Origin of the sequence: Haloterrigena salifodinae, assembly GCF_003977755.1 — an archaeon.
Taxonomy (GTDB): domain Archaea; phylum Halobacteriota; class Halobacteria; order Halobacteriales; family Natrialbaceae; genus Haloterrigena; species Haloterrigena salifodinae.
The window spans coordinates 1,177,996-1,200,246 of sequence record NZ_RQWN01000001.1; the positions used below are offsets into that span (position 1 = coordinate 1,177,996).

Genomic DNA, 22,251 nt, shown 5'->3' on the forward strand with positions numbered 1-22,251 from the left:
GTTGCCGGCCGACGAGACGAGCCGGGATCGATCCGTTCCCGTCGACTTTCCGAATCCGTCGGCTCGAGGTTGAATTCGTCCCGATGCGATGAAAGAACTTACACGTTCGCCGCGTGACGGGTCGATCGATGCCCTCCAGACGACGATTGCTCGCCGGCGTCGGAGTCGGCGCCGTCGGAATCGCCGGCGGTACGAGCGTTCTCGACGTCGAGTTCGCCGCCGACACCGCGTCCGCCTCGACGAGCGGCGAGACCGACTGGCCGATGGCACGCTACGATCCCAGCGGAACCGGCTACAATCCGAACGCAACGGGACCGAAAGACGGCGTCGAGGTCGCGTGGCAGCGGGATACGGACCCGAACATGTACGGACTGTCGGCACCGATTCTCGTCGGGGAGACGCTGTACGCGGTCGGTCAGCAGTCGCTCGTCGCGTTCGAACGCGACACCGGCGAGATTCGATTCACGCGGGACGGCCAGTACTGGTTGTCACCGGCTCGAGCCCCGGCGCGAGCGTATCGAAGCGACACGCTCGCCGTCAGCGGTCGAGAGGGGATTCACGGACTGAGCGCCAGCGGCGGCTACGAGCTGCTCGGGCGATCGATCGGCACCGAACGCTGGCACAGTCCCGGTCGGGAGACCCAGCGGTGGTCCAGTTCGTCGCTAAGGGTACAATCGCCCGTCGCCGCGGACGAAACGGTGTACGCGATCGTCCCCGAGACCGACCGTGCCGTCGCACTGGATGCGAGCAGCGGTCGCGTTCGGTGGGAACGAACGATCGGCGACGAGCGATCGATCGGATCAACTCGACCGGCGGTCCGCGATGGGGTCGTCTACGTCTCGAGTCATCCCGGGGACATCGTCGCTTTCGACGCCGAAACGGGCGACACTCACTGGAGCGTCAAACCGGATCCCGGGGAGGAGACGCCGATGACCTACTACGAGTTCCACCCGCCGACGGCGACGGACGAGGGACTCGTCGTTCCCTATCGGACCGGCGTCGTGCTGCTCGATCCGGCCGACGGCAGCGTTCTGTGGGAGTACACCCACGACGGGAACGCCACCGACGGCAGCGCCGCCGTCGCCGACGGAACGGTGTTCGTCACCGACGGCGAGGAGTCGCTACACGCGATCGACCTCGAGCGCGGCGAGCGGGAGTGGACCGCTGAGTACGTTCCCGACACGGATCCGGTCGTCGCCGACGCCGTCGTCTACCTCGGGTATCAGTTCCCCGAACTGGTCGCGATCGACGCCGAGACGGGCGAGCAACGGTGGCGTTACGAGGAGGCGACGTACTTCACACAGCCGATCGTCGGTGACGGCGTGCTATACGTCCTCACAGATAACGGACTGCTCGCACTCGAGGAGGCCGAGTAACCATGGCCGACGGACACGATCACCCGTCGAACCCGCCCGTATCCAGTCGGAAGCGGCAGAGCCCGCTCTCGGTCGCACTCTCTCGCCTTTGGGACGATCCCGTCCTCTTCGTCCCGTTTCTTCTCGTGGGGATCGTCCTCACGGTCGTCGACTGGCTCCACCGGCGCGACCCGATTCCGGCTCTCGAGCGGACAGGACTTGGTGCGGACGGAATCAACGTTCAGATCGAGTTCGCCGGCTATCCGACGGGCATCGGCCGGACGCTGCGCCCGCTCGAGTCGCTGATCGGCCTCGAACCGATATATCTCGGGTGGGGGCTCGCCCTGTACGTCCTGCCGCTGGTCGCAGTCACCGTCGCCGGCGCCGTAACGATGGCCCGCGCGATGGATCGACCCGTTCGGTTCGAGGCCGTCACCTCGCTGTTCGGATTCGTCGTCGCGCTGGACCTGCTCCAGCGGCTGCTCGGTTCCATCGCCGTCCTCCAAGAGATGGGGCTGTGGGGATTCGTTCTCCTGGCGATCTACTTCGCGCTGTTCGTGCGACTCTTTCTCGTTCCGGGACTGCTCGTCGCCGGGCGACCGCTGCGGCCGGCACTCCGGGAGAGCGGTCGGTTCGCGGACGGACGCGGCTGGTCCCTCTTCGCGCTGATCCTGGCGATCGGACTCTCGGCGTGGCTGCTCTCGCTTCCCCCGGTCGTGGGGCCGGTGCTGAGCAGCGCCCTTGTCGCACCCGTTCACGCCGTCGTGATCGCCGTCGGTCTCGAGCAAAGCGGCGCCCTCCGGCAGCCGACTGGTTGGCTCAATTAGTTCGGCAGCGCGACCAGTCCGCGCGGCGCCTGCACCTCGAGGCCATCTTCCCAGTCGGTATCGATAGCCGCCCAGGAGTCGCCGAAGTCCTCGCTGTGGAACAGCCCGCGGTTGTTCAGCGCGTAGACGACGCCGTCCGCGTTGGTCGTCTCGAAGACGGCGCGGACGACGCCCTCGCCAGTCGGGAGGCCGCGGCCCTCGAGTCGTGCCCAGGGTTCGTCGCCGAGCCGACGGTAGACGTGCGAGTCGGCCCGCTCGGCCGTGTGGGCCGTCCGGGCGCCGCTGGCGCTCGAGACGATTACCGCGTCGGGATCGGCGGGGTCGACGGCCAGCCCCCAGCAGTAGGTGTGTCCGAGGCCGTCCTGCGGGCGGCGCCAGGAGTCGCCGCCGTCGTCGCTGACCGCGTAGCCGTCGCCGGCGGCGGTGTAAACCCGGCCCTCGCGGTCGCCGTGGGTCGCGAGCGTGTGGTTGTCCCGGCGCGACCCCTCGGGGCGATCGTGCCACGTCTCGCCGCCATCGGAGCTCAGAATGAACGCGCCCGCTTCGATGCCGACGTAGAGCCGATCCGGATCGAAGGGGTCGACCTCGAGCCAGCGGACGTGGTGGGTGTGGGGTCGCGGTGGGAAGGCCCACTCGTCGGCCGACGGGAGGTCAGTCAGCCCCTCGAGGTGCGTCCAGGTGTCGCCGCCGTCGGCCGAGCGGTAGACGCGACTCGGTTCGGTTCCGGCGTAGACCACGTTCGGATCGCGAGGGCTGACCGCCAGCGCCGTGACGGCCTCGCTGACGAAGTCCGTCTCGAGACGTTCGAACTCTCGTTCACCCGGCTCGGTAGCCCGTCCGCGAGTGCGGTAGAGGCCGTCCTCGAAGGTGCCGACGAAGACTCGCTCGGGGGCCGCCCGCGAGGCGGCGAGACATTCGATCCTGTGGCCCTCGAGTCGAGTGCTCGCGTGGCTCATTCCGCCCGGTTCGGATTCGTCGCCCGCGTAACAGCGGAGCCGGTCTCGCATCGCCGCGTAGAGCGTCCTCATGTGGCTCGAAGACGGCGTCTATCACCAAACAAGTCGGGGTCGGCGAACGGAGTCGCCGGTCGAGGTGTCGATAGAATTGCCAATTGATTTATCATCGTCGTCTTCCCATCACGTACTGTTCCGACGATGTTCACCAGTGCTCGCCGCACGTCGACGTACGTCCGGGAGTACTCGGTTTCGATCGCCGGGCTCGGATTGCTCGCGATCGTCGCCGCGTACGTCGTGACGTTCGGCGGCCCCGTCTTCCTACTCGTCCTCGAGGCGAGCGTCCCGACGACGATCGGGCTCGGCCACGTCTGGTACGGGCTGCGGACCCGGACCGACGAAGAGACGACGCGGCGAGCGGACATCGTCACCGTCGGTTCGGTCACCTGCGGCGCGATGGTCGCGCTCTTCTGTGCCTGGTGTATCTACCTGCTCTCCGTCAGAATGGACTTTTCTAGCGGGTTAACCCAGCCGGTGATCAGCGCGCTGAGCACCGGGATGGCCTTCGGCGGCCTGCTCGGCCACACCTACGTCGAGTTTACCCACTACTACCGAGAGAGCGAACGGCTCTCGCGGGCGGTCGACGCCTCGATGGACGGGATCGCCGTCGTCGTCGACGACGAACACGCCTACGTCAACGACGCCTACGCCACCCTCTACGGCGTTCACGACTCGGCGACGATCGAGGGGACCGAGTGGGCGGAGCGGTACACGAACGCCGCGCAGGCGACGATCGACCGCGAGGTGCGTCCGGCTCTCGCCGAGCGAAACTACTGGCGCGGGACGCTGATCGGCCAGCGGGCCGACGGGACGACGTTTCCGCAGGACGTGACGGTCAGCGCCCTCGAGCACGGCTACGTCGTCGTCGCCCGCGACATCACCGAACAGCGCGACCGGGAGCAGCGGATTCAAGTGCTCAACCGCGTCCTCCGGCACAATCTCCGGAACGCCGCGACCGTCGTCAAGGGCCACGCCAGCCTCATCAGCGAGAAACAGCCCGCCCTCGAGCGCGAGCACGTCAGACCGATCCTCGAGGAGACCACCGACCTGATCGAGACGGCCGACAAGGCCCGCGGCGTCGAACGGACGCTCGAGCGCAACGGAGACGACGATCTGATCGACGCCACGGCGGCGGTTCGCTCGGTCGTCGACCGTGCGCGATCGGCCTACCCCGACGCGCGGATCGCGTCCAGAACCGACGAGTCGGGGGCGAGGGCGACCACGCCGACCGTCGACGGCAGCGTCGTCGACGCCCTGAACGAACTCGTCGACAACGCCGTCGAACACAACTCGGCCGCAGACGAAGAGGGTACGGACGGCCCGACCGTCGAGGTCGCGGTCCGAGCCGTCGACTACGACGGTGAACTCCGACTCGAGTTCACGGTCGCGGACGACGGCGACGGGATTCCCGAAACTGAGCGCCGGGCGGTCCTCGACGGCGCGGAGACGCAACTCGAGCACGGCTCCGGACTGGGGCTGTGGCTCGTCAACTGGATCGTTCAGAACGGCGGCGGCGACCTGCGGTTCGCCGACCGCCCCGACGGCGGGACGGTCGTGACGCTGTCGTTTCCGTACGAGTGCGCCGCCGGCCCGAGACTGGCCCTGATGGAGACACTGTGATCCGCGCGCCGCGACGGCGTCTCGAGCCACTGCGTAGCGCGGCGTCGGTCGGCCCGACAGTCACGGCATCGAGAGTACCACCTAAATTAATATAACTCGAATTCCTACCGGTCGGTCGAATATGCCCATCCAACCCCCCGCCCCGTCGACCCCCGACCGGCCCGTCCCCGCGGGCGAGGACCGAGTCCTCGCGACCACGTCCCAGCTGGCCGGCCGCGTCGAAGACGCCCTCGACTGTCGGCTCAACGCGGCCGTCCTCGAGGACCTCCTGCTCGAACTCGATCGCGGCGACTTCGTCGAGTGGGTGACCGTCACCCGCGACGGCGAGTACCTCTGGGACCTGACCGACGCTCCCGAACGAATTGCCGACGTCGTGGCCGCGATCGTCGTCGAGCGTCTCGAGCAGTGGCTCGAGGCGCGAACTGCGGCTTGAGATTACGGGGGCGAAATCGGTCTGGAATTACCGGCTCTCGAAGCGGTGGTACATTCAGTTAGGTGCCCTTCTGTAACCGCGTCGTTGCTCAACACAGAGCGAAGATTCTTCTGAAATCATATACTATCCAACACAAATGGAACAGGTTCTTTCCGATGCATTAGAGCGGGCGTTCCCAGACCGGAACATCTCTGAGATAGACAGCCCCTCAGAATCCCAGCATCCGGGGAATCAAACCTATCGTATTTCGTTTGCTAGTGGCGAGGAATCGTTTCTCAAACTGGTGACCGACGGTGGTAGCCGTCGGATTCGAAGGGCCGGTGCAGTTCTTCAGTATCTCAACACCCATGCAGAAATCCGGGTGCCACGCGTACTGTACACTCGCGTGCAAAGCGAGCCGTATTATCTCGCGACTGCCGCCCTCTCAGGTGAACCCATCGTTACCCGTTGGTCAGGTGCATCACCATCCGAGCGCGAGTCGATACTGTATCGGGTCGGTCGAGCAATGGCGAATCTGCACGCAGTTCGATTCGAGGAAAGCGGGCGGATTCTGGGGGGAACTGCTGACAACCTCACCCTCGAAGAAGACCTGTGGGTTACTGTCCTCTGTACTACAATCGAAGAGCGCGTACAGACGGTTTTCTCGGACCACTTCACGGAATTTCCGAATCGTGTGCAACAAGTTCTCAAAGACCATCGTGAGGTACTCACTGATGTCCCAGTATCGCTCCTCCAGGGCGACCCAAACCGAAAGCCGACGAACCCATTCCGGAATTAGCGACATGGATCTGTGATGAGATGCATCGTCGAATCACTGCTCTTGAATCCGAGAACTAAACACCACGGTTGCCGGGTATGGTAATTGTCGTATCGTCGCTATCGTATATGAAATGTAGGTTCTCAAGAACTTCCGTGAATGGCAGACCGGGTAAAGTGCATCATCAGTTCTTAAGAACTTCTAGATAGATGCTGTTTTAAATTATCGTGTGAAACATTTAACACCAACGTCGATGTGCGTTCATTGCCGATGAAAGAACTAATCGTCCTTGCGTTCGATTCCATGGATGGCGCGAAATCCGTCCGTGACGAACTTTACGAACTTCAGAAAGAAGAGTTGCTCCAACTCGACGACGCAGCGGTCGTCGTCCGGAAGGAAAACGGTCACGTCAAAGTGAAACAGGCACGAAGTCTGGTCGGTGCGGGCGCCCTAGGCGGGGCGTTCTGGGGCCTGCTTATCGGGACCATTTTCTGGATGCCGTGGCTCGGTGTTGCGATTGGAGCCGCAAGCGGTGCACTCTCCGGAAAGTTCTCCAATGTCGGTATTGATGACGACTTCATTGATGAGGTGTCTGATACGATCGAACCTGGCCACTCCGCGCTGTTCATGCTCGCTCACGATGTCTCCGAAGAGCGCATCGTCGAGGATCTCGCGTCGTACGATCCAGAAGTGATTCGCACGAACCTCTCGCCGACGGACGAAGATACGCTTCGGGAGATGTTTGCAGCTGAAGAAGTCGCAGCCTAAAATGACGGGAGAACGGAAATCGGTGCGAAAATTGGCAGGCGCCATTCAGAGAGGGCAACCGAGATGTGTACGCGGTTGATGTATCTCGGACCCGAGGACATCGTGCTCACCGGCCGGTCGATGGACTGGCACAACGAGATCGGCACCAACGTCTGGGTATTCCCGCGCGGAATGGATCGAACGGGCAAAGTCGGTCCAGCCTCGCTGGAGTGGACCGCTGAGTACGGCAGCGTCATCGCCTCCGCATACGACATCGCAACGACCGACGGAATGAACGAGGCAGGACTGGCCGCGAACGTTCTGTGGCTCACCGAATCCGACTATCCCGAGTGGGATGGCGACGCACCTGGACTGTCGGTCTCAGTGTGGGCACAGTACGTCCTCGACAACTTCGCGACGGTCGCCGAGGCGGTCGAGAACCACCGGAAAGAAGAATTCGTCGTCGTTTCCGACGAAATCCCGGACGAAGGTCGGTTCGCCACCCTGCACCTTTCCATGTCAGACGCCACGGGTGACAGCGCCATCCTCGAGTACGTCGACGGCGAGTTAGTGATCCATCACGATCGGGAGTATCAGGTGATGACGAACTCCCCGCCGTTCGACCAGCAACTCGCACTCGACAAGTACTGGTCGGAGATCGGTGGAACCGTCATGTTGCCGGGAACGAATCGCCCAGCGGACCGGTTCGCCCGTGCAAGTTTCTACGTGGACGCAATCCCACAGACACAGAACCGTCGAACCGCAACGGCGAGCGTCTTCGGCGTGATCCGCAACGTCTCCGTACCGTACGGGATCAGTACGCCGGACGAACCACATATCTCCTCGACGCGCTGGCGCACAGTCGCCGATCACCGAGACCGACGCTACTACTTCGAGTCGGCGTTCTCACCGAACGTTTTCTGGCTGGACCTCGACGAGATCGACTTCGCCGCCGATGCCGGAGTCCGATCGCTGTCGCTCGGTGAAAACCAGGCGAACGCCTTTGCCGGCGATGCCGTCAACGAACTCGTCGAGACCGAGCCGTTCGAGTTTCTCGGCGTCCCTGCCTCACCGAACTGACTCTCGCTACTCTCGATCCATTCGTACTAAGGGCATGTCGGCAATCGAAAAGCGATTTTATACCCTCAAAACGCGAATCGACCGCTTCCGTAATTCATGAGTGGGCAGTCGGGCGAGTACCCGAGAACGGTTCGAACAGTTCGTGCAGTACTACAACCAGCAAAGACGCCATTAAGCCTTCAACGGAAACGTACCAGTCGAGGAGGAGCAGACGAGACAGTGCCGGTCAAGAGGATCGTGTCGATCCGCATCCGCCGCCTTGGCTGTCGAACGTGACGAGCACTCACTGTTCCTCGCGGGACACGAGAATCGCGCTGATCATCTGAGACGAGGTCGGCGAGATCGGCAACCGCGGACAACGATTTCGGAAGTGGACACGCACCGTCCTACAGCGGGGTCATCAACAGTCGGACCTCACCTCGAGACGATATTTCTGAACACAACTGTGGACTCGCCGGGAGTCATGCGAGCGAAGCGAGTGTGACTACGGCGAGTCCCTTGACTGGAGCGAACGTAGTGAGCGGAAGGAAATGGACTCGCCGGGATGGTGAAATCCCGCGCTGTCGCGTAGTTTTGCAATTCATGTCTCTGGTAATTTATTTCGGAACGTCTTGGCGTCGAACCGCCATCTTCTCGCGTTCGGTTCTCGCGTCGTAGTGCTCGTACAGCACCTCGAGGGAGACGTCCATCCGCTCGCTGACCGTCTCGGGTGCCGTCTCCTCGTTCAGGTGGTTCGTGATCGCACCGCGGCGGACCGCGTGCGGCGATCGCGCCGACGGGCACTTCGATGGACTCGAGTCGCTGCTCCGCGCCTCGCAGCCAGACGGTGTCCGGTCGTGGGGACACTCCGCGTACGTGCACGGGTGTAGCGCCCGGATCACCCACTTGTATATCGAGTGGCCGGTCGGGCGGGTTCCCTGTCGCGTCGTGAACAGCGGTCGGCGACCGTGCTCGTCGACGACGTCCTTTCGGTCGGGGTTCTCCACGAAGTCGGAGAGAATCTGAAACCAGCGCGGTCCGAGGTAGACCCACCGGCTGCCGCCGTCGCCGTTCTTCAGCGGTGTGCCCGTCTCCGGTCGGTGCTCGACACGGATCGCCTGATCATCCTCGTCGAGATCGTCGACGTCGAGCGCTCGGACTGCACCCCGTCGCATCCCGGTCCGCCAGATCAGCGCAATCAGGGCGTGGTCCCGGCTGGCGTAGTGATGCCGGTCGAAGTATCGAAGCGCCTGCTTCGCGCGGTCGGCCGCGAGGAATACCTCGCGGGACTCGGCGCCGTCCGGCAGCTCGGGAGCGTGCAGTTTCTCCGCGAGACCATCGTCGACGGCCTCGATGTCGGCCCACCAACGCAGGGCCATCCGGACGCTACTGAGTTGCTTTTGCAGCGTGATCGGCGCGACGTCGCCCCGCCTCCAGGAGACGAACAGCGACAGATCGCGGCCGGTCAGGTCGTTCAGGTTGTCAATCTCTTGCTCTTCGCACCACTCGAGGAACACCGATAAGCGGTGCCGAGCGTTCTGCATCGAAGATTCGCGGATACTCGGCTGCCGGTGCTCGAGGAACATATCGACGCCCTCGGACGGCGTAAGCGGTTGGAGATCGTCGTTCATCGCTCACCCCCTCCGTCGCGCTCGCTGGTCTGGTCGTACTTGCCGACGCGGGTGAACTCGAGGCTCATCGCCTCACCTCGGAGCTATCCCTGCAGTTACAGTATCCGGTACTCTTACCGGGGTTGCGTGCAATCTCGCTCATGGTCTCACTGTTATGGGACCGCGGACTCACCGCGCGCGCCACTGTGTAGGAGCGGGGGCGCGCGCGGCTGCTGTCCGTCGGCTGATTATATCGAGCGTCTTCTCTCCACTTAGTTGTCGGAATATGGTTTCCGAATTCCCGATAATTCACGAAGTAGTGAATAACACCTGTTAGAGAACGTTGCTGACGGAGTCGGTCGTTTCCGAAACCGATTCCGGAAAGCGTGGGCTGTGGGCCGATACGCGACTCTCTCGGTCGATCGGGGGACTTTTCCCCCGCGCGGTTGCGCGAATACATGCTTCCGTATCTATGGTACGGAAGCCAGGCGGGCCGGTGTCCCAAGCACCGGGTCCGCGTTTCTCTCGAGGACCCGACCGGGTACCGGCGGGTCCGTCTGGCCTCCGTTGATCCTACACAGGAACAGACATTACTTAACCTTAACCCACTATTCCGTGTTCTACAGGTCATCAAATCTTGGTCTATACAATAGCTTTCGCTATCTGTTAAATGCGACAATACGAGATTCGGGTATGCGCCCGCGGGTTAGCTGGATGAATCAAACTGATAGTCGAATTCTTGAATTGCTCAATGAGTCCAATTTAATACTATCTCCCGCAGTCACAGCGATTAATTTGGACTATTCTCGAAACTGGGTCTCTCGACGCATGAGCAAACTCGAAAACGCTGATCTCATTGAAAAAGTAGATGGGAGTTATTACCAGATCACCGACCGAGGCCGTGCATATCTCGAGGGTGAAATTGAAGCTGAAGAACTAGAACAGACTCAATGAATTATTATCAGAAAACTATTTCTCTAATTTCATTGAATAGGTACTGCGGGTGTCTTTGGGGAGATAATCACTTCGGTCGGAAGATCGCCAGTTTGGCTTGACAAATCTTTTTCAAATCCACTGGGATTTTCTATAACGAACTCTGGATCATAGATGAAGCAAACTAAATTCTCACAGTCAGAATGTGCTTTATAATGCTCTTTATCTTCCGCTAACTGGTTTTTGAGATCCTTTTCTTTGTTATTTTCATTTGCATATTTCACCTCGATTCCGATTTTCTCATCCTTTAATAAAAAGTCAATTCTTGAATTGCTTCCACCATGACTTGGAGAATATTCTTCTTCCCTCACATCATCGAAATCTAGCCAGAGAATAGCATGAAGAAGATCTTGAACATCGTATTCATCATCCATTTCTATCGTATCTCTATCGTTATATCTACTTTCGAGTTCTAAGGCTATCCGAGGGAATCTTTCACATATCCTCAATATTTTACTAATAGCTTCGTACTCTTCAGAGCTACCAGTTTCATCTTCTGTATTATTTTCATCATCTGTCTCTGGTAGTATCTCATCTCTTTTTCCTTCTGGTATATATTCTAAAGCTGTAAGTAGTGAATGTTGGAACCATTCCTCTGGCCTCACAGTTAGGTCGTCAGGCCTTGGGAGGAATATTATTGAACCATTCTCGGATCCGTCATATGACGTGAATGCAACCCCACATACAGATCCATGAGGTCCGCGTGTTATTAATTCAGTCTCATTTTCAAACTTTGTGCCATCGTATTCCAAATAGCAGTCAGATTTACCAACCAAATCCACATATTTATCCAACCATTTGTTGTCTTCTTGGAGGTAGCATTCATAATCCTGTATTCTACCAGTTGAGAAAGCAATACCCATATCCTCAAATACAGCATCATTCCTTACCCTATCTTCTTCGAGTGTTTCTGGATTGTGTCCAAAAGCATGAGACATAAATGAGATCACAATGCCATCAGTTCTTAAGAATTGATCAATTTTATCTTGAAGATCGAGAACAGATTTGGCTATGTTATCACGAGTCCCCTCGTCGTAGTTCGTATAATAAATAAATGGATCGATGATTAGAATATCTTCTGTAAGTTTGTATCCCCCATATTTGTCCCATTTTTCTACACTCACATCTGAGTAACCTATATCAACTCCCCGCTTTTTCTCAGTAATTATCTTAATACTCAATCTCTCTAACACCCGGTATAGATGTGAAGTTTAACTTAATGATTAAAAAGGGATCGGTAGCTAATCGTCAAGGCGTTTGATACAGGGTTCTAATTGCTGAGATTTTCGAGAATCATTAAATCGGTCTGGCTTACGGCTCGAGTCCCTCGACTAACTCGACGCTCCATTTGCCGTCGCCGACGTGGCGGATGTGGACGTGGTGGTCGCTCTGGAGCTGGCCGTTTTCGTCAAGAAGGCCCTCGACGCGGACGTCGTCTTTCGGGAGGGTGATCCCGACCGAATCCTGATCCAACTGACGGAGTTTGTTCAGCGCCATATCCGGCGGGCAACCCCCCTTCTCATAAAACTTGGTGACCCTCTGGAATCCGGAGGGGTTCCGGTGGTATTCCGGACGCTTTCGTGGGATCGGAGAAAGCGGCGCGTATGGCACTGAGCCTACCACAGAATATGGTTCCCGACACGGTTCGTCGGGAGAACGGAATTGATCTCACAGACAGCATCCTCGCGCCGCTGTTCGTCTTGGCGTCGATCTCGGTCGGCGCCGTCGGGACGCTGCAGTTCAACGCACCGCTGAACTTCTCGCTGGCCGATGCGATCTGGGCGTCCAACGGAACCGAGGTGACGTATGCGTTCATCCTCTCGATGGGGATTCTCCTCGTCGGCTGGCTCACGAACGAGTCGACGCCGGAAGACTGGACCGACGTTGAGACCGTCGTCGTCTTGCTCGCGGTCATCCTCAACGTGCTCAGTTCGCTCGTTCCGGCCGTCGCGGTCGCTCTCGAGTCGATGTGGTACATCGGCTGGTTTACGGTCATCTTGAACGCGGCGGCGTTCTACGTTATCGCTTACAAGTAACCCAGAGAGGACTTCACAATGCAACTTTCGAACTACACACAGGCGGTTGTTGGACTGGCACTGTTGACTATCGGTATTGTCGGTTTCGCGGCGATCGGCGGAGCGGCGACGACTGAAATGGCGAACGAGACCGTTTCGTTCTCGAACGATTCGAACGTGACCGTGGACGTCGTCTGGAACGACTCGATTTCGGACCCGGCGAACGCGAGCGCGTCGGTGACGTTCTACAACGCGACCGAGTTCGAGGACAGTGGCACGAACGCGACGGTCGTTCTCTCGGACTCGATCGCGGCCGACGAGGGCAACACGACATCCACCGAGTACACTGAAGCGGACGGGCTCGAGGACGGGACGGACTATCAAGTCGTGGTCGATGCCGACGATACGGAGGCCGACGACGTGACGGTGACTGATGGCTCGATCGGCGGTATCTTCACCTTCTCGGACGGCTCGCCTGGCTTCGGCGCCGGCGTCGCGATCGCGGCGATCGGGGCGGCGGCCATGCTCGCCCGGAGGGGGTCGTAAATGTCAGCAGCGGACGATGGCCCACAGCCCACGGCCCACGACTCAAAGATATCGCGGCGTGGACTCATGCGGCGGACGGCGGCGACCGGGACGGCGCTCGGTGGGATGGTAGTCGTCGGTGATCGCGTCGCGCCCCGATACTCACCGATCGGCCGCGTGGCGGCAATCGCGCCAGCGTTCGTGATCGGTGGGATCGCGGCGGCGGCCGGCGTCCACTACGTGACGAAAAAAGCAGTCGACCACTTCACCGGCGACGACCGGGATTACAGTGGATATACCGGCGCTGACGCGCTGCTGAACGAGATTGAGAAAGGGGCGACTGATATGGAAAGTGCTGACGTGCGGGTGATGACTTCGATCGAGAACAACATCACCAACTCGGAGAACGTAGCCTACGCGAAGGGGAAGGCTGCGATCATTGAGGAAATGAACGCCGGAAACGGCGAATCTGCCGCGACCGACGCCATGCAGACGGCGATTGATGACTATTACTCGACTATCGAGAAAAACATCATCACTCACTCAGACGCCCAAATGCGTCAGTTAAAACACCTGTGGGAGCAGGCTGCGACGCACTCAAACGTGAATGCGTCTAACCACTTCACCGGCCAAGGGTCCGGCGGCCAACTTGTCGAATCTGGTTGGGGTGGAACATGGGAAACCCGCACGTACACCTGTCTGAACGGTACCACTGTCGAATATATGTCCTATAATGGAGAGACATCAGGCAGTGACGGAATGGAGATGTGGGTTGAGAAGGCCAATGAGGGGAGTCATGGAAACCATCTGCAAATAGATGGTCCGAACACCTCGGCTAAATTCCATGCAAAAACATGGTGGGGCTCCCCGCTCGATACCGTCATCTCGAAGCGAGACCAAGTGAATGCGGATCTCTCCGGGTTCACGTCGGACGTGTACGCGAACTACGAGCCGGGCGACATCCCGACCGAAGACCTCGTGGACCCGATCACGGCCGCGACGGAACTCGACCAGAACTACGACAACGCTGCCGGGCAGTCGGCTCATGCGGCGATGCTCGGTATCCCTACCACGGCCGAACTCTCCGCCGAGCTCGAGATTGAGAGCACCGAAGCGGAGGACGGCGTTTGGGAAGTCACGGCTGACATCTTTACCGCCCACACGCCGACCGACGCGGACGGAAACGAAATCGGGTTCGAGACGGGGAAGACCTACGAGCCGAGCACATGGAACGAACCGTTCTACATCGCGTACAACTACGTCGATGAAATAAGCGGCGAGCGGAAAGGAGCGTTCACGTCGATCGAGTCGCCGACGACCTTCGTGAAGGTGACTGACGCCGACGGGAACGATATCGACACGTTCCAAACGCAGAGCCGGAACAACCAGACCGCGGACATTGCCGCGCTCGAGGAGGAGCTTCAGGCACTCCGCAAGGAGTGGATCAAGATGCAGGAGGAGGCACAGGAGGAGACGGAGGAAGAGGACGACGACGGTTTCAACCTCGGTCTGCCGACGTTCTTCGGCGGCGACGGTGGCCAGTTGCTCGGTCTCGGTTTGATTGGCGTGGTAGTGATCGCGGTCGTCGGGATCGTAACGGACGCGATACCCGGACTGGGGAACTAATCATGAATCGGATTCTTTCGTTTTCCGTCGTGGTAGCCGTAGTGCTGGCGATGGGCATGGGCGCCGGGATCGCGCCGGTGGCCGCGCAGGAGGACGCCGAGAACGCGACCGACCAGGGCGACGATCGTTCCGACGGCCAGCTCGAGGACGAGAACGAGTCGGTGCCGACGGTCGAACCGAACGAGGAGTTCACGCAGGAGATCGACAGCGAGACGCGGATCACCGACTGGGAGTATGAGCCGGGAATGTTCACGATCGAGATCGAGGCCGATAGGCCGACGACGGTCTCGATGACTGAGGCAAGCGATTGGGAGCGAGGCACGGGCTCGTTCAACTACGCCGAGGAGGAACTCGAGGAAGGAACGAACACGATTACGTTCCCCGTGACGGCCACCCAGGGCGCGGGCGTCGCGATCGCGACCGAGAAGTCCCTTAATCAAGGGACCGGGGCGCGTATCTCGGTCGGACAGGTCGAGCAGAACCCGTTCCGGCACTTCGGCGGCGAGTCGGGGCTGTTCTCGGGTATCGGGATGACGGTCGGGCTCGCAGCAGTCGGCGCCTGGTACGTCGTCCGCTCGGAGGTAAGCGGGGTGATCCAGGCATGAGCGATACGAGTACGACGTTCGGCAACTGGCAGGATCGACTGACGTACATCGTCGCCGAGGGACAACTGATCGTACTCGGTCTCGCGGTCACGATCGGTGCCCTACTGATCTGGATTCGCCCGGAGGTGCCGGGCGTGCCGCCGATCGTCTTCGGCTGGTTCGCGGCGCTGTTGCTCCTGGGGCCGCCGCTGCTCGGACTGTTCGTCACGGGTGCCCGGAAACTCCGAAATCGGCACATGGTGGCCGTTCACCACATCAACGGTGTCTCCGACGAACGCGAGAAGTATTACGTCGAACCCGGCGTGTGGAGTAAGAAGACCGTCGAAGGCCCGAGCCCATATCCGGTGAACGACGGGGACGCGTTCGAGGTGCGGGAGTTCGACTGGCATCCCGACCAAGGCGAGACTGGGACGCTCATCGTCCGAGGCTGCTACATGAGCCAGATGGCCGACTCGAAACTCATCACGACAAAGGCCATGCTCGAGGACGTCCACAACGACCTCGTTGAGTCGTTCCTCGAGTACAACCGCTTACGCGGCCGAATTTCGAAGATGGGGCTTCAGATCCAGAAGGATGTCATCAACGAAGAAGCCGAGGCTGACGAGCGCGGGCTGATGAACCCGCGGACGACGGTCAAGGAACGCTTCGAATCGGCGAAGATAGACGCCGAGGGAAGCGATATTGACGAGATCAAGGATATCTCGCAGTACGTCGAAGAGTACAGCGACGAGCACGACATCGAGACAACCGGCGGACCGCCGCAGACCCGCGCACAGGCCGCAGAACAGGCCGCCACTGACGGGAGGGACTGACTGATGATAGACACACTCTGCACAGTCGGGAGTATCGCACTGTTCACCGCACTCGAGTTCGACCGCTGGAGGCGCTGAGACATGGGCGACGAACAAGACAATTTCACGGTGGGCGGCTTTCGCGAGTATCAAGACGGGAACCTCGCTCGCGATCCCGACGAGGTACTCGAGCACTCCGGGTTCGTTCGTGACGAGCAGGTCGACCGACAGATGTCCATGCGGGCAATCCACCACGACCCGGACAGATGGGACTCGAAGGCCGCAGCGACGTACATGGACGTCGGAAAGAATCGGGATATCCTCCGCGCCGAAGGGAGCGATACGGCCCGTCAGGCCCTTGAGAACGGCGACACGCTGACGCTGAAACACTACATCGGCGACCCGGCACAAGAAGCGGACCTATCCGGTATCAAGGCGATCACTCGGCTTCGGGAGATTGTCGCCGGGCCGGCGCCGGTGATCGTCATCCTGGGCGAAATGGGTGCTGGCAAAACGAACCTCGCGTGCCTACTGTTGCAGCTGCGGGATCGGTGGGTAGACGGCGATCTAAAAGTGGCGTCGAATATCCGCACGCTCCCGCGGAACGACGACTGGGTCCGTGACAACGGCGACGTCGAAGACGGCTGGATCCCGCACTACCCGCTGCTCGAGGAGTGGGTAACGCAGGACGGGAACCCGGTCGAGAACGCCCAACAGCCGAAAGCGTTCGTCGGAGACGAATTTTCGACGAACGCCTCGGGGACCGGCGAAGACGGCCAGAAAGTGCGAAAACTGATGGGGCCGCTCGTGTTCAAGATCCGCAAGTACAACGGCTGTCTCATCTATATCGGCCACGACGAGAGTTCGATTCATCCGTTGCTCTGGCGGGTCGGCACGATCATCAAGAAGCCCGACCGCAACAACAAGGGGAAGGCGATCAAAGCCGAGCGAATCAGCGGCGGCAAGCTCCGAGACGTCGATCCGCGGCCGTTCACTGGTATTCCGCCAGCGGACTACGAACCCCACACGCACGACGAAGCCGATTGGTCCTGGTCGGCGCCCTCGAGCGAGGACGACGGCCCGGCGATCGGTGAGAACGAAGTGAAACAGGTCGCCGCGTGGACGATGGAAACGTGCCGAAACGAGGGAATGTCGGCCCGCGAAACCGCCAAGTACGTGCCGTACAGCCACGCTACCGTCTCGAACTGGTGGAAAGAGATCGACGAAGGCGGCGAGAAGCGAGACTGGGTTGACACCGTCGAGCGGGTGATCGCATGACGGCGCCGGGGTGTAAAGGTGTAAAGCGCAACCGACCCCCCTTTAGTGAAGCCCATAGCCCACCGCGCTCGCTCCCTGTCGGGAGCGAGGCAATCGCGATGGGCGCGGTCGCTCTGCCAGCAGCGGAGGAGTATATATATCGACGCGCGGGGCGCATACGAAACACTCAGAAATATGATGTTTCCGAATGGCGATTTCGAAAAAATCGCGCCGCGCGTGAGAGGAGGCGATCGCCGTGAATCGATCGAAGCGTGCGAATCACTTCGGAACGGCCTGCGAGAAACGGATGGCGAAGAAGCGGCGATTCGAACTTGAGCGAGCCAGCTGGCATGACGCCAGGTTCGGGAACGAAACTCCCGTCGAGATTAAGAGTACGATGCTTGAGCACTCGGACGGCCAGCCGGGGAACTTCAAGGTCTATCGTGAGTACCACGAGAAGCTACGCCGCGCCGACGGCTGGTACTGTTTTGTCGTCTACCGACCGCATGGGCGGTCAGGCTGCACGATCGTCAGGGACAAGATGGTCAAGGCGACGAATCTACCGCTGCTCCGCTGGCACGGCGGTGGCGACCATCGTGGCACCGAACAAGCGAAAATCGCGATCGCCGATATTTTCTGAGCAGAGCAGTAGAGGTTACACGGTTTATTTATTTAAAATCGGCTGTGAAATACTCATTCAGTATAGAGAACTAGCCTATTACTAAGTTCTGTGTCTAATGCTTGGTCTCAAAGCCCTAGAAGTCTTCCTATATTGAATATATCGTAAAGAAAAGCGGTTGCAAGTCCAATAGCGGCACCGACAATGACTTTCCGTATCGTTTCCATCATCCTATCCATTAATACTCACATATTATGGTCCTAACGATAAGTTCGGATGTCTTCGTAACGAATCGTCTAACTCTAATTCAGACGAAAGACCTGATAAAGAAACCGTATCACCAACTACTGCTATAGTTCTCCTTTTGTCGATACCGATACCGAGGTTTCGATGTCGAAGCGAACAGCTCGAGTACTCAGTGTCTCGGCGATCTCCCGGCGCTGCTCGCAGGTGAGATCCTCACGCTCGAGGACGTCCCGAGCTGCGGAGACGAGCGAGTCGACGTCTTCGCAGGCGAACGCGACCGCGTTGCTCCGGTTACAGTCGTAGAACCGAGCGGCTTTCTGAATCGCGTCGAATCGCCATTCGTTCCCGTCGTCGGTCCGGATGCGAACCGATCCGGGCGTCTCGTTGTGAGACATGCCCGTGAACACAACCCGCTATTCCTAGTTTTTTCGGTTCACTCGAGCGGTCCCAGTTTATAAAGAGGGATCAGTCCCGGCGTGATCGCTGTGAAGACCAAGACGATCTCGTGGGCTATGGGCCGAATATGAACACGGACGGTACTCGGTTCGTGTTCATATTGGGGAAACCGCTCTTCGCGACGTGCAACCAGAGGGGAAGAGATCAAGGTAACTGAAATCTATATCTCGCTCTTGACTGTTTATATCAACTACACATCAGTTCGACCCATCATCTGTTAATTTCCTTGAGAAGTCAATTCCTACACCTCCAAATTGGGGTGATCCGATAAAGAAATACTTTATATTTGACACCAATTTTTTCAATTTCCCATCAGTAGAATGCCGCCATGCACGGTCAAAATTCCGTTCGATCCTATTTATTGTCCAACTTATTTGATGAAGTTCATCAACAGTTGGCCTGTCTATGCCATACGTTCGAGTTATATCAGTGAAATCTTCTATTCTCTCCATCTCTGATTTCCACGCAACACGATTATTATTTATCAACCTCCATTTGAATATATCTAGGTCATTTTGGAAGTACTCTAGTTCATCTTCCAGGTGTTCCATAGACAGATCTTTTAATCGATCATACGAATATTGATCCTCCAGAGCCTGTAGGAAGCCATCTATGAATTCTTGTGTACTCGGATCACTATCAAATTTCAGTGCTTCAGTTATTCTAGGATTCGATGTCATAAGACAAGAATATAGCTAAAGTTGAATATATTCTTCTATCGCTTTTCGCCTATCTTTCCAGTGCAGCCTTCCTCAATTTTGGATTATCTGCTAAGCCGGGTCACTGTGGGAATGAGTGAGACTGTTCTATTCGAACTGGCAAATCGCACCGCTCACGGTAAGTCCAGAGAGAAGACCTCAAGAGACACACTATAATCTATCGAAGGCTACTCTTCATTTTCTTCTGTTAGGTCTTCTAATTCCATGAACCGCTCATTCTGAAGCATTTGTAGAAGTGGATTCACGGTCACCAAGGAGGGAGGGTGAGGAATTGAAACACTGATATATGTCAAAAGCCAAAATAAACCATTCCTGGCGAGAACAGAACCCTTATTTTCACTTTTAGTATACATAAACAGTGGGTTCTCAAGGGTTTCAGTGAATGGTAGCTTAGGGTGAGCAATAATCATATCTTCTTCTACAAGAAGGACTAGGTCCCAGGCCTCTAGGTTTTCTTCAAGGATTTCCACCATCGTCTCCTCATTTACATTTGAAGAATCGTCATATACTAAGCACTTTAGTTGATGGTTCACAGTCATATTCCCACCAATAGTCACACCAAAACTACCTTCTCTCTCTATTTGCTGCAGCTTACCCGTTTTCTCTAAATCATTCCTTAGTGCAGTCGTTGTTAATCTACTTTTCACTTCGCAAATAAATGCGACTCCATGATATGGAACCCATGTCATTCCTTGCGATTGGAAAACAATTTGTGGTGTCGCTTGTGGAAAGGTTGCAACTACATCAATTTCATTTTGTGCGGGGGTGAATAATTCGAAGCAATCTAAATTATCATCAATAACGGCAGTACGTGTTCGAATATCATATGCTCCACCAACATAGTCCGTCAAGAGATTCGCTAATGCCTGTTCATATGCTTCACCTTTCGTATTTTGATTATAGGATTGTGATCGATATTCCCTCCACTGGGTTCGTAACTTCTGCCGAAGACCAGTTAATAAGTCAGAGATGATTTCTTCTGATTCAGGTGGCATACACTTTCTCTAAACTGGAGAATAATGGAAGTGTCGACTAGAAGATACGCCTTTGCTTAATAGAATCAAATGCCAAGACTCGTCCGATAGGTTGACCCCTGCTTCATGTGCTTCAACTGGAGATCTACGTGCGGAGGTAGGGGCAGGCCGCTGTAATTTTTCGGCACTGTCCCCTTGGGGACACCCGCCAAGGGGGCTTTCGCGCGAAGCGCGAAACGACCCCGTAGCGTTGCGGTGCGATCGCGGCGCCGACCCCACCCTCGAAGGGCCGAGTACAACAGAAATTGTGAAAACCAGCTGCTAACGAAACTCTGGTTGTCTAAATGAAGTGAAGGGGTAGCGTTGCCACTATGCGGGCCGGTTCAGCGATCGGCGACGGCGCCGACGAATCCGGTTTCCGTTCCGCCGCCGGGCGTCTTCCAGGTCACCTCGGCGCTGCGGAGAACCGTCGGATCGTTCCCTGACTTCGACCACTTCTCGAGGGCCTCGGCGGCGATCGTACCGACGTTCTCGAAGCTATCGGCCTTCAGCCGCGAGAGGATCGTATCGATTCGCATCCGTCGCGGCTCGCCCTGGTCGTCGAACTCGAGGTCGGCGCCGTTCTCGGCAAGCCACTGCTGGAACGGCGACGATTCGGCGACGTGATCGGCCAGACCCATGAGGTGCTGCATCCGATCGGCGTAGCTCTCGATCGCGTACTCGGCCGACTCGACGAGCGCCCGCAGTTCCTCGCGATACTTCCGAGCGCGAAACGAGACGTCGCCCTGGTCGAGTTTGAGGACATCGCCGAGATCTTCGATCGCCCGGTAGATCGTCGCGGGATGCTTGCCCAGTTGGTCGGCGAGGCCGTCGACCGTCGCACCGCCATCGGTCGCAACCTGCTCGGTGACATCGCGAGCGGTCTCGCCCATGTCCCGAAGCGTCGTCATCAACAGGTGGTCGCTCTTCGCCTCGAGGCGCGGGGTCGGATCTTCATAGAGTTCGACCAGGTCGTCTCGAGCAATGGCGCCGAAATGATCGTCGGCGACGTAGACGCCACTCCCGTCGGGACCGAGCGGGATATCTTCCCAGTGGAGCGCGTTCAGTAGCGTCTCCTCGATCTGCTCGGTCACCTCGTGACGATCGGCCCACGCCCATGCGTCACCGTCGTTCATCGACTTGTTCACCAGCACCTCCACCTTCGGGTGGTAGGACGGGTGATCTTTCGAGACCGCGTCCGGATCGGCCAACTGGTAGATCTCGAACTTCCGGCCGTAGGTGTGGCCCGGCAACAGTTTGCTCGCCGACGCCGGGTTCAGAAACAGCCGGTTCTGGTGATTGACTACCTCCTCGTTGTCGATATGGAGTTCCGCTTTCACTCCCTCGAGGTCGGAGAGATAGTGGGCCACCTTCTGGAGGACACCGGCCGACGAGAGCTTTTCCGCCCACTCGCGACGGATCCGCACGTAGCGCTCGTACGCCCACATACGGCTCGCCGAGTGCGGGTCCGTCCGAAAGTACTCGGGATGGATTCGCTCCTCTGCGTGCTCGAACACGGCCGCGTAGAACTCCGGTAGCAACTCGAGACCGCGCTCGAGTTCGATATTGCTGGTGTGGAACTCGACATCGACACCGTCGACGGCGCCGACCTGATTCTCCCACGGGAGCTGTATCGGGTCACCACTCTCCCAGTGGCGCATGTCTGGGAACCGCGGGGAGATGTTGTACGACGCCTTCCGTTCGCCGCGACCACGGCCCACGATATCCCATTCGTACAGTCGCTCCGCGTTGATCCCGTCCGACAGTCGCGGCGCGAAGCCGGACTTGCTGTAGCTGATCTTCAGGTGCCACGGTTCCCCGTCGATCTCGGTATCGATCTCGAGGTAGCCCTCGAAGGGCGGCCCGAGCATCACCGACGAGAGGGCGTCGTAGGGACCGCGACCCCAGTCGGGCCACTTCCAGCGGCCCTCGATCTCGTGAGGTGTCGTCTCGACTTGCGACACC

At 58.5% G+C, this 22,251-nt stretch carries 23 protein-coding genes; 15 read left to right on the forward strand and 8 right to left on the reverse strand.

Annotation, left to right across the window (positions count from 1 at the left end; genetic code table 11):
• Positions 1-128 precede the first annotated feature (128 nt).
• Positions 129-1,376, forward strand: a complete 1,248-nt coding sequence (locus EH209_RS05995; RefSeq protein ID WP_126661996.1) for a PQQ-binding-like beta-propeller repeat protein — start codon at positions 129-131, stop codon at positions 1,374-1,376.
• Positions 1,377-1,378: 2 nt separating this feature from the next.
• The gene (locus EH209_RS06000) at positions 1,379-2,182 is read left to right on the forward strand and encodes a hypothetical protein (protein ID WP_126661997.1); all 804 of its coding nucleotides are present in this window, start codon (positions 1,379-1,381) and stop codon (positions 2,180-2,182) included.
• Here EH209_RS06000 and EH209_RS06005 read toward each other — a convergent pair.
• The gene (locus EH209_RS06005) at positions 2,179-3,210 is read right to left on the reverse strand and encodes a hypothetical protein (RefSeq protein WP_126661998.1); all 1,032 of its coding nucleotides are present in this window, start codon (positions 3,208-3,210) and stop codon (positions 2,179-2,181) included. The genes EH209_RS06000 and EH209_RS06005 overlap by 4 nt on opposite strands.
• 126 nt (positions 3,211-3,336) lie before the next feature.
• Between EH209_RS06005 and EH209_RS06010 the strand changes: the two genes are divergently transcribed.
• The 5 genes from EH209_RS06010 (at position 3,337) to EH209_RS06030 (ending at position 7,832) form a co-directional block, all read left to right on the forward strand.
• The gene (locus tag EH209_RS06010; protein ID WP_126661999.1) at positions 3,337-4,815 is read left to right on the forward strand and encodes a sensor histidine kinase; all 1,479 of its coding nucleotides are present in this window, start codon (positions 3,337-3,339) and stop codon (positions 4,813-4,815) included.
• Between the two features lie 121 nt (positions 4,816-4,936).
• Entirely contained in the window at positions 4,937-5,248 is a 312-nt protein-coding gene (locus tag EH209_RS06015) for a hypothetical protein (protein WP_126662000.1), read from the forward strand.
• Positions 5,249-5,384: 136 nt separating this feature from the next.
• Positions 5,385-6,026, forward strand: coding sequence for a phosphotransferase family protein (locus EH209_RS06020; protein ID WP_126662001.1), 642 nt, complete (start codon positions 5,385-5,387; stop codon positions 6,024-6,026).
• Between the two features lie 249 nt (positions 6,027-6,275).
• Positions 6,276-6,773, forward strand: a complete 498-nt coding sequence (locus EH209_RS06025; RefSeq protein WP_126662002.1) for a DUF1269 domain-containing protein — start codon at positions 6,276-6,278, stop codon at positions 6,771-6,773.
• 63 nt (positions 6,774-6,836) lie between these two features.
• The gene (locus tag EH209_RS06030) at positions 6,837-7,832 is read left to right on the forward strand and encodes a linear amide C-N hydrolase (protein ID WP_126662003.1); all 996 of its coding nucleotides are present in this window, start codon (positions 6,837-6,839) and stop codon (positions 7,830-7,832) included.
• A gap of 596 nt (positions 7,833-8,428) precedes the next feature.
• On the opposite strand, the gene EH209_RS06040 is transcribed toward EH209_RS06030, so the two are convergent.
• Positions 8,429-9,442 (reverse strand): tyrosine-type recombinase/integrase, encoded by a 1,014-nt coding sequence (locus EH209_RS06040; protein ID WP_126662004.1) that lies wholly within the window; start codon positions 9,440-9,442, stop codon positions 8,429-8,431.
• A gap of 672 nt (positions 9,443-10,114) precedes the next feature.
• Here EH209_RS06040 and EH209_RS24560 point away from each other — a divergent pair.
• Entirely contained in the window at positions 10,115-10,375 is a 261-nt protein-coding gene (locus EH209_RS24560) for a winged helix-turn-helix domain-containing protein (protein WP_126662005.1), read from the forward strand.
• 29 nt (positions 10,376-10,404) lie between these two features.
• Here EH209_RS24560 and EH209_RS23920 read toward each other — a convergent pair whose 3' ends face one another.
• The gene (locus tag EH209_RS23920; protein WP_211338325.1) at positions 10,405-11,607 is read right to left on the reverse strand and encodes a PD-(D/E)XK nuclease domain-containing protein; all 1,203 of its coding nucleotides are present in this window, start codon (positions 11,605-11,607) and stop codon (positions 10,405-10,407) included.
• A 118-nt stretch (positions 11,608-11,725) separates the two neighbouring features.
• On the reverse strand, positions 11,726-11,911 hold the full coding sequence (locus EH209_RS06055; protein ID WP_126662006.1) for a hypothetical protein: 186 nt from the start codon (positions 11,909-11,911) through the stop codon (positions 11,726-11,728).
• A gap of 107 nt (positions 11,912-12,018) precedes the next feature.
• Between EH209_RS06055 and EH209_RS06060 the strand changes: the two genes are divergently transcribed.
• From EH209_RS06060 to EH209_RS06090, 7 genes are all read left to right on the forward strand, one after another.
• Positions 12,019-12,450: a hypothetical protein gene (locus tag EH209_RS06060; RefSeq protein ID WP_126662007.1), complete on the forward strand. Its 432-nt coding sequence runs from the start codon at positions 12,019-12,021 to the stop codon at positions 12,448-12,450.
• An 18-nt stretch (positions 12,451-12,468) separates the two neighbouring features.
• Entirely contained in the window at positions 12,469-12,975 is a 507-nt protein-coding gene (locus EH209_RS06065; RefSeq protein WP_249038755.1) for a PGF-CTERM sorting domain-containing protein, read from the forward strand.
• Positions 12,976-14,580, forward strand: coding sequence for a hypothetical protein (locus EH209_RS06070; protein WP_126662008.1), 1,605 nt, complete (start codon positions 12,976-12,978; stop codon positions 14,578-14,580). It begins immediately after the preceding gene.
• Between the two features lie 2 nt (positions 14,581-14,582).
• Complete coding sequence (locus EH209_RS06075) at positions 14,583-15,185, forward strand: hypothetical protein (RefSeq protein WP_126662009.1); 603 nt, start codon at positions 14,583-14,585, stop codon at positions 15,183-15,185.
• On the forward strand, positions 15,182-15,997 hold the full coding sequence (locus EH209_RS06080; RefSeq protein WP_126662010.1) for a hypothetical protein: 816 nt from the start codon (positions 15,182-15,184) through the stop codon (positions 15,995-15,997). The genes EH209_RS06075 and EH209_RS06080 overlap by 4 nt, the downstream gene beginning before the upstream one ends.
• An 81-nt stretch (positions 15,998-16,078) precedes the next feature.
• Positions 16,079-17,254, forward strand: a complete 1,176-nt coding sequence (locus tag EH209_RS06085; RefSeq protein ID WP_126662011.1) for a hypothetical protein — start codon at positions 16,079-16,081, stop codon at positions 17,252-17,254.
• A 235-nt stretch (positions 17,255-17,489) separates the two neighbouring features.
• Positions 17,490-17,873, forward strand: coding sequence for a hypothetical protein (locus EH209_RS06090; RefSeq protein ID WP_126662012.1), 384 nt, complete (start codon positions 17,490-17,492; stop codon positions 17,871-17,873).
• Between the two features lie 329 nt (positions 17,874-18,202).
• Here EH209_RS06090 and EH209_RS06095 read toward each other — a convergent pair whose 3' ends face one another.
• The 4 genes from EH209_RS06095 to EH209_RS06110 form a co-directional block, all read right to left on the reverse strand.
• Positions 18,203-18,493: a DUF7692 domain-containing protein gene (locus EH209_RS06095; protein ID WP_126662013.1), complete on the reverse strand. Its 291-nt coding sequence runs from the start codon at positions 18,491-18,493 to the stop codon at positions 18,203-18,205.
• 258 nt (positions 18,494-18,751) lie between these two features.
• Positions 18,752-19,234: a hypothetical protein gene (locus tag EH209_RS06100; protein ID WP_126662014.1), complete on the reverse strand. Its 483-nt coding sequence runs from the start codon at positions 19,232-19,234 to the stop codon at positions 18,752-18,754.
• A gap of 206 nt (positions 19,235-19,440) precedes the next feature.
• On the reverse strand, positions 19,441-20,268 hold the full coding sequence (locus EH209_RS06105) for a DUF6602 domain-containing protein (RefSeq protein WP_126662015.1): 828 nt from the start codon (positions 20,266-20,268) through the stop codon (positions 19,441-19,443).
• 362 nt (positions 20,269-20,630) lie between these two features.
• Positions 20,631-22,250 (reverse strand): DUF7845 domain-containing protein, encoded by a 1,620-nt coding sequence (locus tag EH209_RS06110; RefSeq protein WP_126662016.1) that lies wholly within the window; start codon positions 22,248-22,250, stop codon positions 20,631-20,633.
• Between the last annotated feature and the right edge of the window lies 1 nt (position 22,251).